This is a genomic window from Streptomyces hypolithicus (assembly GCF_052934925.1).
Window position 1 is genome coordinate 3,844,612 of sequence record NZ_CM128811.1, and the last position, 13,976, is coordinate 3,858,587.

The 13,976-nt window shown below is 71.5% G+C and carries 16 protein-coding genes; 10 read left to right on the forward strand and 6 right to left on the reverse strand.

The window, feature by feature from the left end:
* Positions 1-49: 49 nt before the first annotated feature.
* From ACU6WZ_RS18115 to ACU6WZ_RS18125, 3 genes are all read left to right on the forward strand, one after another.
* Positions 50-1,831, forward strand: coding sequence for a DEAD/DEAH box helicase (locus ACU6WZ_RS18115; protein WP_447029080.1), 1,782 nt, complete (start codon positions 50-52; stop codon positions 1,829-1,831).
* A gap of 244 nt (positions 1,832-2,075) precedes the next feature.
* Positions 2,076-2,717, forward strand: coding sequence for an IclR family transcriptional regulator (locus ACU6WZ_RS18120; protein WP_447029081.1), 642 nt, complete (start codon positions 2,076-2,078; stop codon positions 2,715-2,717).
* A 68-nt stretch (positions 2,718-2,785) separates the two neighbouring features.
* Positions 2,786-3,577 carry a S16 family serine protease gene (locus ACU6WZ_RS18125; protein WP_447029082.1) on the forward strand — a complete coding sequence of 264 codons (792 nt, stop codon included), beginning with the start codon at positions 2,786-2,788 and terminating at the stop codon, positions 3,575-3,577.
* Here ACU6WZ_RS18125 and ACU6WZ_RS18130 read toward each other — a convergent pair.
* The 4 genes from ACU6WZ_RS18130 to ACU6WZ_RS18145 form a co-directional block, all read right to left on the reverse strand.
* Positions 3,513-4,826 (reverse strand): MFS transporter, encoded by a 1,314-nt coding sequence (locus ACU6WZ_RS18130; protein ID WP_447029083.1) that lies wholly within the window; start codon positions 4,824-4,826, stop codon positions 3,513-3,515. The genes ACU6WZ_RS18125 and ACU6WZ_RS18130 overlap by 65 nt on opposite strands.
* Positions 4,823-5,020 carry a hypothetical protein gene (locus ACU6WZ_RS18135; protein WP_447029084.1) on the reverse strand — a complete coding sequence of 66 codons (198 nt, stop codon included), beginning with the start codon at positions 5,018-5,020 and terminating at the stop codon, positions 4,823-4,825. Before ACU6WZ_RS18135 ends, ACU6WZ_RS18130 begins: the two co-directional genes overlap by 4 nt.
* A gap of 16 nt (positions 5,021-5,036) precedes the next feature.
* Positions 5,037-5,606 carry an ArsR/SmtB family transcription factor gene (locus tag ACU6WZ_RS18140; RefSeq protein WP_447029085.1) on the reverse strand — a complete coding sequence of 190 codons (570 nt, stop codon included), beginning with the start codon at positions 5,604-5,606 and terminating at the stop codon, positions 5,037-5,039.
* Between the two features lie 103 nt (positions 5,607-5,709).
* On the reverse strand, positions 5,710-6,192 hold the full coding sequence (locus tag ACU6WZ_RS18145; RefSeq protein ID WP_447029086.1) for an Lrp/AsnC family transcriptional regulator: 483 nt from the start codon (positions 6,190-6,192) through the stop codon (positions 5,710-5,712).
* Positions 6,193-6,315: 123 nt separating this feature from the next.
* Here ACU6WZ_RS18145 and hppD point away from each other — a divergent pair, with 123 nt between their 5' ends.
* The 5 genes from hppD to ACU6WZ_RS18170 all read left to right on the forward strand — a co-directional run bounded on the left by hppD (position 6,316) and on the right by ACU6WZ_RS18170 (position 10,393).
* Positions 6,316-7,464, forward strand: coding sequence for a 4-hydroxyphenylpyruvate dioxygenase (gene hppD, locus ACU6WZ_RS18150; RefSeq protein WP_447029087.1), 1,149 nt, complete (start codon positions 6,316-6,318; stop codon positions 7,462-7,464).
* A 63-nt stretch (positions 7,465-7,527) separates the two neighbouring features.
* Positions 7,528-7,809: a hypothetical protein gene (locus ACU6WZ_RS18155; RefSeq protein WP_447029088.1), complete on the forward strand. Its 282-nt coding sequence runs from the start codon at positions 7,528-7,530 to the stop codon at positions 7,807-7,809.
* Complete coding sequence (locus ACU6WZ_RS18160) at positions 7,802-8,083, forward strand: SH3-like domain-containing protein (RefSeq protein WP_447029089.1); 282 nt, start codon at positions 7,802-7,804, stop codon at positions 8,081-8,083. The genes ACU6WZ_RS18155 and ACU6WZ_RS18160 overlap by 8 nt, the downstream gene beginning before the upstream one ends.
* Complete coding sequence (locus ACU6WZ_RS18165; RefSeq protein WP_447029090.1) at positions 8,080-8,667, forward strand: nitrile hydratase subunit alpha; 588 nt, start codon at positions 8,080-8,082, stop codon at positions 8,665-8,667. Before ACU6WZ_RS18160 ends, ACU6WZ_RS18165 begins: the two co-directional genes overlap by 4 nt.
* A 358-nt stretch (positions 8,668-9,025) precedes the next feature.
* Positions 9,026-10,393 (forward strand): FAD-binding oxidoreductase, encoded by a 1,368-nt coding sequence (locus tag ACU6WZ_RS18170; protein WP_447029091.1) that lies wholly within the window; start codon positions 9,026-9,028, stop codon positions 10,391-10,393.
* A gap of 1 nt (position 10,394) precedes the next feature.
* Here ACU6WZ_RS18170 and ACU6WZ_RS18175 read toward each other — a convergent pair whose 3' ends face one another.
* The gene (locus ACU6WZ_RS18175; RefSeq protein ID WP_447029092.1) at positions 10,395-10,874 is read right to left on the reverse strand and encodes an SsgA family sporulation/cell division regulator; all 480 of its coding nucleotides are present in this window, start codon (positions 10,872-10,874) and stop codon (positions 10,395-10,397) included.
* A gap of 262 nt (positions 10,875-11,136) precedes the next feature.
* Between ACU6WZ_RS18175 and ACU6WZ_RS18180 the strand changes: the two genes are divergently transcribed.
* A complete protein-coding gene (locus ACU6WZ_RS18180) occupies positions 11,137-12,648 on the forward strand; it encodes an RDD family protein (RefSeq protein ID WP_447029093.1) in 1,512 nt (503 codons plus the stop codon).
* Between the two features lie 75 nt (positions 12,649-12,723).
* Positions 12,724-13,473 carry an RDD family protein gene (locus ACU6WZ_RS18185; protein ID WP_447029094.1) on the forward strand — a complete coding sequence of 250 codons (750 nt, stop codon included), beginning with the start codon at positions 12,724-12,726 and terminating at the stop codon, positions 13,471-13,473.
* On the opposite strand, the gene ACU6WZ_RS18190 is transcribed toward ACU6WZ_RS18185, so the two are convergent.
* A complete protein-coding gene (locus ACU6WZ_RS18190) occupies positions 13,462-13,764 on the reverse strand; it encodes a hypothetical protein (RefSeq protein ID WP_447029095.1) in 303 nt (100 codons plus the stop codon). The genes ACU6WZ_RS18185 and ACU6WZ_RS18190 overlap by 12 nt on opposite strands.
* Between the last annotated feature and the right edge of the window lie 212 nt (positions 13,765-13,976).

Sequence of the window (13,976 nt, forward strand, 5' to 3'; positions counted from 1 at the left end):
GGGTGGCCCGGTTGTCGTACGTACCCCCGAGAGCCCCGAACCGGAGACCGTGACTACTACCGCCTCCCACCACCTCTCGCCCGCCTTCCCCGGCCGCGCCCCCTGGGGCACCGCCAGCAAGCTGCGTGCCTGGCAGGAGGCTGCCCTGGAGCGGTATCTCCAGGACCAGCCGCGCGACTTCCTCGCGGTCGCGACGCCCGGCGCGGGCAAGACGACGTTCGCGCTGACGCTCGCCTCGTGGCTGCTGCATCACCATGTCGTGCAGCAGATCACCGTCGTCGCGCCGACCGAGCACCTGAAAAAGCAGTGGGCGGAGGCCGCGGCCCGGGTAGGGATCAAGCTCGACCCCGACTACAGCGCGGGGCCGCTCAGCCGGGAGTACCACGGCGTCGCCGTCACCTACGCCGGTGTCGGCGTACGGCCGATGCTCCACCGCAACCGCTGCGAGCAGCGCAAGACGCTGGTGATCCTCGACGAGATCCACCACGCCGGCGACTCGAAGTCCTGGGGCGAGGCCTGCCAGGAGGCGTTCGACCCGGCGACCAGGCGGCTGGCTCTCACCGGTACGCCGTTCCGGTCCGACACCAACCCGATTCCGTTCGTCGCGTACGAGGAAGGCAACGACGGAATCCGGCGTTCGTCGGCCGACTACACGTATGGCTACGGCAACGCCCTCGCCGACGGCGTCGTCCGGCCCGTCATCTTCCTCTCCTACAGCGGCAACATGCGGTGGCGCACCAAGGCCGGTGACGAGATCGCCGCCCGGCTCGGCGAGCCGATGACCAAGGACGCCATCGGTCAGGCCTGGCGCACCGCGCTCGCCCCGACCGGCGAGTGGATCCCCAACGTGCTGGCCGCCGCCGACACCCGGCTGACCGAGGTACGCAAGGGGATCCCGGACGCCGGCGGGCTCGTCATCGCTTCCGACCAGGACACCGCGCGCGAGTACGCCAAGATCCTGAAGAAGATCACCGGCGACCGGCCGACCGTCGTACTGTCCGACGAGAAGGCCGCCTCGAAGAAGATCGACCAGTTCAGCGCGGACCAGTCGCGGTGGATGGTCGCAGTCCGGATGGTGTCGGAAGGCGTCGACGTACCGAGGCTGGCGGTCGGCGTGTACGCCACGACCATTTCCACGCCGCTCTTCTTCGCCCAGGCGGTCGGGCGTTTCGTGCGATCGCGCAGGCGGGGCGAGACCGCGTCGGTGTTCGTTCCCACCATCCCGATGCTGCTCGACTTCGCCAACGAGATGGAGGTCGAGCGGGACCACGTCCTCGACAAGCCCAAGAAGGGCAGCGACGAGGAGAACCCGTTCGCCGAGGAGGACAAGCTCCTCGCTGACGCGGAGAAGCTGGAGGACGAGGAGACCGAGGACCAGCTGCCCTTCGAGGCCCTCGAATCGGACGCGGTCTTCGACCGGGTGCTCTACGACGGCGCCGAGTTCGGCATGCAGGCCCACCCCGGCAGCGAGGAGGAGCAGGACTATCTCGGCATCCCCGGACTGCTGGAACCCGACCAGGTGCAGCTGCTGCTCCAGAAGCGGCAGACCCGGCAGATCGCGCACAGCCGCCAGAAGCCGGCCCAGGAGGCCGACCTGCTGGAGAAGCCCGCCGAATCGCGGCCTGTGGTAACGCACAAGCAGCTGCTGGAACTTCGCAAGTCGCTCAACACGATGGTCGGTGCGTACGTCCACCAGACCGGCAAGCCGCACGGTGTGATCCACACCGAGCTGCGCAGGGTGTGCGGCGGGCCGCCGAGCGCCGAGGCGACGGCCGGCCAGCTCCAGGAGCGGATCAAGAAGGTTCAGGAGTGGGCTACCCGAATGCGGTGAAACGGTAGCTTCGGCGCATTGTGCTCTACCGGGATCAATTCTCCTTCCGTGCCCGGATTCTGGACGAGGTCTTCCGCTGAGCGGAGACGATCGCTACCTTTCCCGCAACGCACACGCCCCGTGGCAGAGCCGCCGCGGAGCGCAGCCGGTGCCATGGCCCGCCGGCGGCCTCTGCGCGCGACGCCGAAGGGACCGGTGCCGCAACGCGTGAGACGGCCGCGGCACTCACCACAGAGAGGGCGTCGTGACCGCGGAGACCTCCCAGACGCTCGACCGGGGACTACGTGTCCTCAAACTGCTCGCCGACACCGACCACGGCCTGACCGTCACCGAGTTGTCCAACAAGCTCGGTGTCAATCGCACCGTCGTCTACCGGCTGCTCGCCACGCTGGAGCAGCACGCGCTCGTCCGCCGCGACCTCGGCGGGCGGGCCCGCGTCGGCCTCGGCGTGCTCAGGCTGGGCCGCCAGGTCCATCCGCTCGTACGGGAAGCAGCCCTGCCCGCGCTGCGTTCGCTCGCCGAGGACATAGGCGCCACCGCGCACCTGACGCTGGTCGACGGCGCCGAGGCGCTCGCGGTCGCGGTGGTCGAGCCGACGTGGACCGACTACCACGTGGCGTACCGCACGGGGTTCCGGCACCCACTGGACCGCGGGGCGGCGGGCCGGGCCATCCTCGCCGCGCGCCAGGGGGCCCTCGCCGACCAGGGATTCACCCTCACCCACGGCGAGCTGGAGGCCGGGGCGAGCGGCGCGGCCGCCCCGCTGGTCGGGGTGACGGGCCTGGAGGGCAGCGTGGGCGTGGTCATGCTCGCCGACTCCGTGCCGGAGCGGGTGGGGCCGCGGGTGGTCGACGCGGCGCGGGAGGTGGCTGAAGCCCTGAGGTGAGCGCGGCGGGTGGGCGAGGGCGGGTGGGTGAAGGCGGCAGGGGAGTGTGCGCCGGTTAGATTGGGGGCGTGCTCTCACGTCTCTCCCGGCCCCGTGTCCTCGCCCTGTGCGCAGCCCCCGTGCTCGCGCTCCTCGCCGTGGCCGCGTTCGCGCCGCTGCCGTACGTCGTCGCGCAGCCCGGCAGCACCGCGAACGTCCTGGGTGACGACAAGGGCAAGCCGGTGATCACGATCACCGGGACGCCGGTCCGGGAGACCAGCGGCCAGCTGCGCATGACGACGATCGTCGCCACGGGTCCGTCCGTCGACATCGACCTCGGGCAGGTCACGGACGCGTGGTTCAGGACCGACCGGGCCGTCATGCCCAAGGAGGCGGTCTACCCGGCAGGGGACACCGACCAGGAGATCGAGAAGAACAACGTCGAGGAGATGGTCCAGTCGCAGAACACCGCCGTCGACGCGGCCCTGGACTACCTCGGCAAGAACCCGGACGACCTGAAGGTCGACCTCAACCTCGCCGACGTCGGCGGCCCCAGCGCCGGGCTCCTGTTCTCGCTGGGCATCGTCGACAAGCTGGACGGCAACGGCTCGGGCGGCGACCTCACCGGCGGCCGCGTCATCGCCGGTACGGGCACGATCACCCCGGACGGCAAGGTGGGCGCGGTCGGCGGCGTACCCCTGAAGACGCAGGCCGCCCGGCGCGACGGCGCGACGGTCTTCCTCGTACCCGAGAACGAGTGTGCCCAGGCGCAGGCCGAACTCCCGTCCGGGCTGCGCCTGGTGCCCGTCACGACGCTCAAGGGCGCGGTGGGGGCGCTGGTGGCGCTGGAGCGGAAAAGCGGGAAGGTCCCGAGCTGCTGACCTGATCCCCGGCCAGTGGCCCTGCGTCCATCGTGCGCCAGGACGGGAAGACCAACGGGCTGAGGGTCGCCAGGAAGTACGTTCCGCCGAATATGAGCAGCGCCGTCACGAGCCCCGTCTCCTGCACCAGCAGCCCGGCCGCCAGCCCGCCCATCGGCATGGCCAGCTCGCAGCCCGCGGTGGCCACACCGCCGACACGGCTGCGCAGCTCCTGCGGTACGCGCTCGAACGTCGTCGTCGTCAGGATCGGGTTGAGCATCCCGGCGGCCAGGCCGCCCGCCGCCATGGTCAGGGCCAGCGCCGCGAACCCGTCCACCAGCGCGGCGACGGTGAAGCGCGGCAGCCCGCACAGCAGGAACGCCACGGTGAACACGGCCCGGCGTCCGAAGCGCTCACCGACCGCCCCGTACAACAGCGCTCCCAGCAGCGCGGCCCCACCGAAGATCGCGGCGAGGAATCCAAGGGCGGTGGCGCCGCCCAGGCTGTCCTTGGCGTGAACGGGCAGCAGGACCGAACTCCAGCCCTGGTCCAGCCCGTTGGTGAGCATCACCATAAGCACCATGGCCAGCAGCAGCCGGTTGCGCGCGAGGAAGACATATCCCTCGCGCAGTTCGGTGCGGTACGTCCTGAACGACACCGGGGGCGCGGACTTCTGCGGCTCGGCCGCCCGTACGCCCCTGACCCCCGCCGCGACGAGCAGGGCCGACGCCGCGAACGTCAGCGCGTCGAGCAGCAGCACCGCCTCCGCGCCGAGCAGCGCGATGAGCACCCCGGCGAGCGCGGCGCCGGCCATGCGGGCCCCGCGCGAGACGCCCTCGAAGAGGCTGGCGGCGCGGGGGAGGGTGGTGCCCGCGTGGGCGGCGAGGTCTGGGACGAGGACGGAACGGGCGGTCATGCCGGGGGTGTGCGCGAGGCCGCCGAGGGCCATCAGGGCGCACAGCATCCAGAATTCCAGCGCCCCGGCGTAGTGCAGCAGCGGGATCGCCCCGACGGCGAGACCGCACACCACGTCGGAGGCGACGGAGACGCGGCGGCGCCCGATCCGGTCGATGACCGGGCCGCCGACGAGGGCGGAGACGACGACCGGCAGCGTCGCGCAGAACGCGACTACACCGGCCCGGCCCGCGCTGCCCGTGGTCTCCAGCACGAACCACGGGACGCCGATCATGGTGAGTGACGTACCGGCGATGGAAACGGCGTTCGCGGCCAGGACCGCCGCGAACGGCTTCCGGCGCCCCTTCGGCGTCATACGACGCGGGCCCGCCGCGCCGGGGGCTGCTGGGCGAGCCGCAGGCCCACCTCGACCATGATCCAGCCGAGCCGGGCACGCAGCGGGACCGCCGGCGCGGGGCGGGGGCGGCGGTCGCGAGCGTACGCGGCGGCCTGCCGGTGGAGTTCGGTGGCGCGCAGGTGGTGGAGCTGAAGGTGTACGTCGCTGTGCACGGCGCGAGTTCCTCTCTCAGTCCGTGGGGCGGCGGGGGAACGAGTGCAGGTGCAGCCGGACCTGGGCGGAGCCCTCGGCGGCGAGCCCCTGATAGCTGTTGATGAGGTCGTGCACCCTGTGGTTCAGCTCGCCCAGCTGCTCGGCGGTGAGCTGCAGCGTGTAGTCGCTCATTTCCGAGCTGCCGGCCCATTCCTCGGGCCAATCCCTCGACACGCTGAGCCAGGTGCTCAGCTCCTGGGTGTGGCTGTTCGCGATCTCGTGGAGGAAGAGGTCGGCCGCTCCCCGGACCGACGGATCCGGGCTGTGGTGCAGGTCCCGGCTGAACTCCGTCCCCTGCTGCGCGGCCTTCCACCACCGCTCGCGCCCCTTGCCGCGCCCGGGGTCGTCCTCGACGAAGCCGTGTACGGCGAGCTGGCGCAGGTGGTAGCTGGTGGCGCCGCTGGACTCGTGCAGGCGCTCCGCGAGCTGGGAGGCGGTGGCGGGGCCGTCGTGACGGAGGGAGGCGAGGAGGCGGATCCGCAGGGGGTGCGCCAGGCCGCGCAGAGAACGGGCGTCCAGCTTGCGGGAGTTGGGCTCTTCGGGCATGCGGCCACTCTAGACTTGCAAAGGAAGCGTTGCAAGCACTTCTTTGCACACACTCCTTTGGACCCCTTCCAGCCCCCTCCGCTCCTGCCCTCCCCGCCCGGTCTCAGGAAGCCCCAGACGCCTGCTCCACCAGTGGAATGATCCGCAAGGGCACCGGGTTCTCCATGACGATCGCTGTCGACGCCCGCACGATTCCCTTGAACCCCACCACCCGGTCGATCACCCGTTGCAGGTCCGCGTTGGAGCGGGCCACCAGCCGGCAGAGCATGTCGCCGTGCCCCGTCGTGGTGTGCAGCTCAAGCACCTCGGGCACCGTGGCCAGGTGGGCCCGTACGTCCGCGCCCTGCCCCTGCTTGATCTCCAGCGTCGCGAACGCCGTCACCGGATAGCCGAGCGCGCCGGGATCGACGTCCGGCCCGAACCCGCGGATCACCCCCTGGGCCTGCAACCGGTCCATCCGCGCCTGCGCGGTCCCGCGCGCCACCCCCAGCCGCCGCGAGGCCTCCAGCATCCCGATCCTCGGCTCGCGCGCCAGCAGCACGATGAGCCGCCCGTCGAGTTCGTCGATTCCACCACCGGTCGTCATGCCCGCCCGCCTCCCTGGTCATCCTGTACAGATAGCCTCCCCAGTCTCCCCTCCCGCTGTGCAAAATGCCCACTGATTCCGCGAACTATTGCGCAGCTTGCGATACGGAGAGACGCTGCCGCCATGACTGAGACCACGCAGCACACCACTCCCAGCACCGCGCGCGAGGCCGATCCCTTCCCGGTCAAGGGAATGGACGCGGTCGTATTCGCCGTCGGCAACGCCAAGCAGGCCGCGCACTACTACTCCACGGCCTTCGGCATGAAGCTCGTCGCCTACTCCGGACCGGAGAACGGCAGCCGTGAGACCGCGAGTTACGTCCTGGCCAACGGCGGCGCGCGCTTCGTCTTCACCTCCGTCATCAAGCCCTCCACCGACCGCGGCCGCTTCCTGGCCGACCACGTCGCCGAGCACGGCGACGGCGTCGTCGACCTCGCCATCGAGGTGCCGGACGCCCGCGCCGCGTACGCCTACGCCGTCGAGCACGGCGCCCGCGGCATCGAGGAGCCGCACGAGGTCAAGGACGACCACGGGGTCGTCGTCCTGGCCGCCATCGCGACGTACGGCGAGACCCGCCACACCCTCGTCGACCGCTCCCGCTACGACGGCCCGTACCTCCCCGGCTTCGTCACCGCGAACCCGATCGTCGAGCCCCCGGCCAAGCGCACCTTCCAGGCGATCGACCACTGCGTGGGCAACGTCGAGCTCGGCCGGATGAACGAGTGGGTCGGCTTCTACAACAAGGTCATGGGCTTCACCAACATGAAGGAGTTCGTGGGCGACGACATCGCCACCGAGTACTCCGCGCTCATGTCGAAGGTCGTCGCGGACGGCACCCTGAAGGTGAAGTTCCCGATCAACGAGCCGGCGATCGCGAAGAAGAAGTCGCAGATCGACGAGTACCTGGAGTTCTACGGGGGCGCGGGCGTCCAGCACATCGCGCTCGCCACCAACGACATCGTCGCCACAGTCCGCTCGATGCGCGCCGGCGGCGTCCAGTTCCTCGACACCCCCGACTCGTACTACGACACGCTCGGCGAGTGGGCCGGCGAGACCCGCGTCCCCGTCGAGACCCTGCGCGAGCTGAAGATCCTCGTCGACCGCGACGAGGACGGCTACCTGCTGCAGATCTTCACCAAGCCGGTCCAGGACCGCCCGACCGTCTTCTTCGAGATGATCGAGCGCCACGGCTCGATGGGCTTCGGCAAGGGCAACTTCAAGGCGCTCTTCGAAGCGATCGAGCGCGAGCAGGAGAAGCGCGGCAACCTCTGATCACCACAGGGGCGCCCGGAACTTCCCACTCTGCCGGGCGCCCCAGCCCTTAAGCTGCTCCGCATGGCCAGGATGAACGACGTCGGCGGAATGCAGGGCTTCGGGCCCATCGACACCACCGACGACACGGAGCCCTTCCACGCGGACTGGGAGGCGCGCGTCTTCGCCTTGAACGGCGCGCTGATCGCCCAGAAGGTCTACAACCTGGACGAGTTCCGCGACGCCGTCGAATCGATGCCGCCCCAGGCGTACCTCGCCGCGTCGTACTACGAACGGTGGTTCTTCGCCATCCGCACGCTCCTGGAGCGCAAGAGCGTGCTCGCGGCGGGCGACCTCGATGACTGACGACCGCTACGCCCCCGGAACGCGGGTCCGCACCGTCCACCACGACCCGCCGCACCACACCCGCCTCCCGCGATACGCCCGCGGCAAGCGCGGCACCGTCGTGGAGCCCGAGGGGCACGCCCCGCTCGCCGACATCCGCTCACAAGGACGCACGGACGGTCCGGTCGAGCAGGTGTACGCCGTACGGTTCGCGGCCCGGGACCTGTGGGGCGAGGGTGACCACAGCGTCGTACTCGACCTGTCCGAGAGCTATCTGGAGGACGACCAGCCGTGACCGGGACCCACTCCGACGCCTTGATCTCCCGCCAGGTCCGACGCCTGGAAACGCTCCTGGAGCAACGCGGCGTCGTGACCGCCACCGCCGTCGACGAAGCCATCGACGCGTTCCTTACGGGGGCCTCCGTCGCCGGGGGTGCCCGCGTGGTCGCCCGTGCGTGGGCGGACCCCGGCTTCCGGGAGCGGCTGCTGTCCGACGCGACCACCGCCGTCACCGAACTCGGGCTGTCCGCCGGCGGGGTGCAGCCGCAGCGGCTGCGGGTGGTCGAGAACACGGACGACACCCACAACGTCGTCGTGTGCACACTCTGCTCCTGCTACCCCGTCCGGCTCCTCGGGCCGTCCCCCGGCTGGTACAAGAGCGAGGCGTACCGCTCTCGCGTGGTGCGCGAGCCCCGTGCGGTCCTGGCGGAGTTCGGCCTGATCCTGCCGGCCGATGTCGCCGTCACCGTATGGGACTCCACGTCCGAGACGCGCTACATGGTCCTTCCGCGGCGCCCGGCGGGCACGGAAGCGCTGGACGAGGCCGCGTTGACCGCGCGGGTCACCCGCAACGCGCTGATCGGAACGGCGGCGCTGTAGGCCCCGCCCCGCCCCGCCCCGCACTGTGGCGGGAGGGGTCGTGGCGGGTCGCTCCCCGCAGGGTGTCGAACACAGTTCTGGCTTTGCGATCCGGTTCGGCCGCACGTTCGGCACCCGAGGAGACGTCCCGTCACGGCACCGACCCCAGTGCCCGCGCCCTTGCCCCACCCCGCCCCACCCCGCCCCACCCCACCCCGCCCCGCCCCGTCCCGTCCCGCGGTTCCGCCCCGGACCCCGGTCCTCAAGCGCCGGACGGCCGCAAGTTGCGCCAAGGCTCCGGGCTGCCGGGGCGGATTCCGCGGCGGCCGACGATCGCACACCGCTTCCCACCGGTGGCCCCGAGTGCCACGCTGGAAGTATGAGCGATCTTCTCGAACAGCTGCGGGCGGGACTCCCCGCCGAGGTCATGATCACGGACCCCGATGTCATGGCGTCGTACGCCCACGACACGGCCGGATTCTGCCAAGCGGGCGCATCGGCCGTCGTCGTGCTGCCGCGCACGGTCGAGCAGGTGCAGCACGTGATGCGGACCGCGACCGCGCTGCGCGTGCCGGTCGTACCGCAGGGTGCCCGCACCGGGCTGTCCGGCGGCGCGAACGCGACCGACGGCTGCATCGTGCTGTCGCTCGTCAGGATGGACCGCATCCTGGAGATCAGCCCGGTCGACCGGATCGCGGTCGTCGAGCCGGGCGTCGTCAACGCGGTGATCTCGCGCGCCGTCGCCGAGCAGGGCCTCTACTACCCGCCCGACCCGTCGAGCTGGGAGACGTGCACGATCGGCGGGAACATCGGCACGGCCTCCGGCGGCCTGTGCTGCGTGAAGTACGGAGTGACGGCGGAGTACGTCCTGGGCCTGGACGTCGTACTGGCGGACGGCCGCCTCCTCACCACGGGCCGGCGCACGGCCAAGGGCGTCGCGGGCTACGACCTGACCCGCCTCTTCGTCGGCTCGGAAGGCAGCCTTGGCATCGTTGTCAAAGCGGTCCTGGCGCTGAAGCCCAGCCCGCCCGCGCAGCTCGCGCTCGCCGCCGAGTTCCCGTCAGCGGCCGCCGCCTGCGAGGCCGTCTGCGAGATCATGGCGCGCGGTCACGCGCCGTCGCTGCTGGAGCTCATGGACCGTACGACCCTGCGCGCCGTCAACGCGATGGCCAACATGGGCCTTCCGGAGTCCACCGAGGCCCTGCTCCTCGCCGCCTTCGACACTGCGGACCCCGCCGCCGACCTCGCCGCCGTGGGGGCGCTGTGCGAGGCGGCCGGCGCTACCGAGGTCGTGCCCGCCGAGGACGCCGCCGAGTCCGAACTCCTCCTCGCCGCCCGGCGGATGTCGCTGACCGCACTCGAAGCGGTGAAGCCGGCGACGATGATCGACGACGTCTGCGTGCCCCGCTCCGCGCTCGGCGCCATGCTGGAGGGCACCGCCGCCATCGCGGAGAAGTACGACCTCACCATCGGCGTCTGCGCGCACGCCGGCGACGGCAACACCCACCCCGTCGTCTGCTTCGACCACGCGGACGAGGACGAGTCGCGCCGCGCCCGCGCGTCGTTCGACGAGATCATGGCCCTCGGCCTGGAACTCGGCGGCACGATCACCGGCGAGCACGGAGTCGGCCTGCTCAAGAAGGAATGGCTCGCCCGCGAACTCGGCCCGGTGGGAATGGAGTTGCAGCGCTCGGTCAAGGAGGCCTTCGACCCGCTGGGGCTCCTCAACCCTGGAAAACTGTTCTGACTCACCCCTCACCGCCGTCCTGTGACTCGTCCGACGGCCAAGGCTCCCGCTGCCACAGGTCGTCGGCCGGGGTGGGGGCCAGCAGTTCGGCGAGCGCGTCGTCGAGGCCGAGCCTGTCCGCCTCCGTGCCCGGCGGCACCGCCCGCAGCGTCCGCTCCAGCCAGGCCGACACCGCGGCGGACGGGGCCTCCAGGATGGCGTCGCCGTCGGGTGAGGTCAGGGCCAGGCAGATCATGCTGCGGGCGTCGACCTTGGTCGGCCAGATCCGTACGTCCCCGTGTCCGCAGGGCCGGAACACGCCCTCGACGAGCAGCTCGCGGGCGAACGTCCAGTGGACGGGCGAGTCCGAGCCGATGTGAAAGATGACGTGCACGGCGTACGGATCAGCCGTGCGGTAGGCCAGCCGGGCCGGGACGGGGATGCTGCGCTCGGGCGACAGCACCAGGTTGAGCTCCAGTTCGCGTTCCAACACGGACTCCATGGGGGGTCTTCCTCTCCGAAGGGCGGGCGTACGGTTCTTCTTCTTCCGGTACGCAGGGAGAGAGGCACTTCCCGGTGGTTCATTACGCGACTTTCGCCGATGACTTTCGCCGATGACTTCGCCGATGACTCCGAAGGCTTCGCGGGGCTTCCGGGGATGACCGGAAAGGAGTGCTTCCACCGGGAGCGGCCCAGTGCGTTGCGCGGGTCTGATAGATGTGGACCTCGATATACGAGGCATCGACTAGATACGGGACACGGTGATGAGCGCCCCCACCCCGGCCAACGGCGACAGCAGCCCCACCCCTGGCTACTATCCCGATCCTTCCATCCCCGGATATGTCCGGTTCTGGAACGGGGCCGCATGGGTTCCCGGGACCAGCCGTCCCGCCCCGCCCGATGACGGGTCGGCACCGGCCGGCGCGGGAGCGGCTGCCGCTGCCGCCGCGACCGCCGCTCCCACACCGGTTGCGTCCGTGGAGGAGACCGGTCCTGTCTTCTTCGACGAGGAGCCCGAGGGCGCCCATCTGCACGGCAACTCCCCCGAGCCGGCGTCCGCCTGGCAGGCGGACACGTCCCGCCAGACGGGGTTCGGCGGTGACCGCGACCGCCGCGTCTCCTGGGGGTCGCCCGCCCCGGCCGCCGAAACCGCCGCCGGCTCGGGTTCCGGGTCCGACGCGGGCAGCGCCCCCCGCGGCGCCGGTACGGGGGACCCCCGCAGTACGGGCGCGGCCGCTCCGCAGTCTCCGCAGCTTCCGGCGGGCGCCGACCCCAGCGGGGGTGCGCTGCCGGGTATGCGTACTCCCGGCAGTACGCCCCCGCCCGCCGAAGGCACCGTCACCATCAGGGCGGTGGGCGGCCGTGCGGCGCAGTCCGCGCGTACGGCGCAGGCGGACGGCACCATGGCGATCAGGACGATGACCCCGGGGGCGCCCCGCTCCCAGGTCCCGGGCCGTACGCAGCCGCCCGCCCAGGATCAGGGTCAGGACCCCGCGCAGCCCGCCCAGAGCCAGGCCACCGCCCTGGGCCAGGGCCGTACCGCCTCCCAAGGCCAGGCCCCCGCCCCGGCACCGGCCCCAGTACAGGCCCCCGCCCCTGCCCCGGAACCCGCACCGGCGTCGGCCGCGCAGCCGCCTGTCGCCGCCGGACCCGGCGGTGGCGCCGCCTCGTGGGCGCAGCAGGTGCACCAGCTGGCGCAGCCCGATCAGCAGGAGGCGGCCGCGCAGCCCGTCGTCCCCTGGAAGCCGCCGGTCAGCGACCCGTTCCTGCAGGCCGCCCAGGCCCAGGCGGCCGCCCGCCCCGGTGGCCTCGGCCGGCGGCTGGCCGCCCGTCTGATCGACACGGCCGTTCTCGGCGGAGCGGTGGGCGCCGCCGCCGTGCCGCTCGTGACGGCGGCCCTCGCGCACATCGACGACAAGGTCGAGGCGGCGAAGCTCTCCGGCGAGACCGTGACCGTATGGCTGCTCGACGGGACCACCGCCGGGTACTTCGGCGCCGTGCTCGGCGCGTACCTGGTCCTCGGCGTGGTCTACGAGGCGCTGCCGACCGCCAAGTGGGGCCGGACGCTCGGAAAGAAGCTGTGCGGCCTGCAGGTGCGGGACATCGAGGCGCACGAGCCGCCGGCCTTCGGGGCGGCGCTGCGGCGGTGGCTGCTGTACGGGGTGCTGGGTGTGCTGGGCATCGGCGTTGTCAACGCTGTGTGGTGCGTGTTCGACCGGCCATGGCGGCAGTGCTGGCACGACAAGGCGGCGCGGACGTTCGTGGCGGGGGATTAGGGGCGGGTACGCCGCTGTCCCCCGAACGGCACTCGACCGGATGCGGGCAGCGCGCGGGCGCGGTCGACTGCCGTTATGAGCACCGATCAGCCGCCGCCCGGCCCACCGCCCGATGACGACCCGTTCGCCAAGAAGCCGCACGATCCGCCGCCGTCGACCCCGCCGCCACCCCCCTCCGGCGGCGGCTCCCCCTACGGAGGCTCGCCCTACGGCGGCGAAGGGGGCCCGGGTCAAGGCGGCCCGGGTCAGGGCGGCCCCGGTCAAGGCGGCCCAGGGTCCGGCGCCCCCGGCTCCGGCGGCGGCCCGTACGGGGCTCCGCCCCCGCCCTACAGCGGTGGCGCCGCTGACCCGCTGGCCGGGATGCCGCCCCTCGCCCCCACGGGCAAACGCATCGCGGCCCGCATCGTCGACGTACTGATCATCGCCATCCCGCTCGGTCTGCTCGGCTGGCTGCTCGGTATGTACGACAGCTACAGCGGCGACGACTGGGACGAGATCTCCACCCAGATGAGCGGCGGCAAGGCGCTCGTGTGGCAGCTCATCACCATGGCCGTCTACATCGGCTACGACACGTACATGACGGCCAAGACCGGCCAGACCGTGGGCAAACGCCTGATGCACCTGCGCGTCGCGATGCTCAACAGCGGCATGGTCCCGGAGACCGGGGCGTCGCTGATGCGCGCCGTCGTCCTGTGGGTGCCCGCTCTGATCTGCTGCTTCTGCCTGTGGTGGCTGATCATCCTGGTGATGATTCTGGTCGACAAGCCGTACAAGCAGGGCCTGCACGACAAGGCAGCCAAGACAGTCGTGGTCTCAGCGACGTAGCGAGTGCCCGCCGACCGCCGAGTGCGCGCGGGTGGGCTGCCGGGCGGAGTGCGCCGAGTGCGCGGTGCGCTCCGCTTCGGAGACGGCCGCAGGGTTCGTACGTAGAACCGTGTGCGCCGTCTTCGGCGTGGCCACGATGAGCGCGACCAGTACGCCGAGGGCGAGCGCGGCGAGAGCGACGATGGCGATGCCGATGCCGGAAGCCGTCCGTGAAAGCAGCAGCATGGCGAGGGTCGAGACGACGACGGCGGCGGAACCGTATGCGAACTGTGCGGCAGTCGGACGCGGCATGGCGATATCCGTCCTCGGAGCAGCAATAGGGGGCCTCTGAGCGGATCACCGGACCGGCTGAGCCACCGGGTCACCGGATCACGGGGTCGCGCTGGCCGCGACCCTACGTGCGTGAGTGCCCCGGCCGAGTCCGAAGTAAGCGTGACCTGACCCACGGTGCTGGTGCATCGGGGGCGCACGGAGTCATTTCGCGTTCAGGCCGACCGCGGGCG

Coding starts and splice junctions, on each gene's coding strand:
- ACU6WZ_RS18155 (WP_447029088.1), top strand. CDS start 7,528: ATGGCCAGGATGAACGACGTCGGCGGAATGCAGGGCTTCGGGCCCATC.
- ACU6WZ_RS18180 (WP_447029093.1), top strand. CDS start 11,137: ATGAGCGCCCCCACCCCGGCCAACGGCGACAGCAGCCCCACCCCTGGC.
- ACU6WZ_RS18190 (WP_447029095.1), bottom strand. CDS start 13,764: ATGCCGCGTCCGACTGCCGCACAGTTCGCATACGGTTCCGCCGCCGTC.
- ACU6WZ_RS18130 (WP_447029083.1), bottom strand. CDS start 4,826: ATGACGCCGAAGGGGCGCCGGAAGCCGTTCGCGGCGGTCCTGGCCGCG.
- hppD (WP_447029087.1), top strand. CDS start 6,316: ATGACTGAGACCACGCAGCACACCACTCCCAGCACCGCGCGCGAGGCC.
- ACU6WZ_RS18145 (WP_447029086.1), bottom strand. CDS start 6,192: ATGACGACCGGTGGTGGAATCGACGAACTCGACGGGCGGCTCATCGTG.
- ACU6WZ_RS18170 (WP_447029091.1), top strand. CDS start 9,026: ATGAGCGATCTTCTCGAACAGCTGCGGGCGGGACTCCCCGCCGAGGTC.
- ACU6WZ_RS18140 (WP_447029085.1), bottom strand. CDS start 5,606: ATGCCCGAAGAGCCCAACTCCCGCAAGCTGGACGCCCGTTCTCTGCGC.
- ACU6WZ_RS18175 (WP_447029092.1), bottom strand. CDS start 10,874: ATGGAGTCCGTGTTGGAACGCGAACTGGAGCTCAACCTGGTGCTGTCG.
- ACU6WZ_RS18185 (WP_447029094.1), top strand. CDS start 12,724: ATGAGCACCGATCAGCCGCCGCCCGGCCCACCGCCCGATGACGACCCG.
- ACU6WZ_RS18160 (WP_447029089.1), top strand. CDS start 7,802: ATGACTGACGACCGCTACGCCCCCGGAACGCGGGTCCGCACCGTCCAC.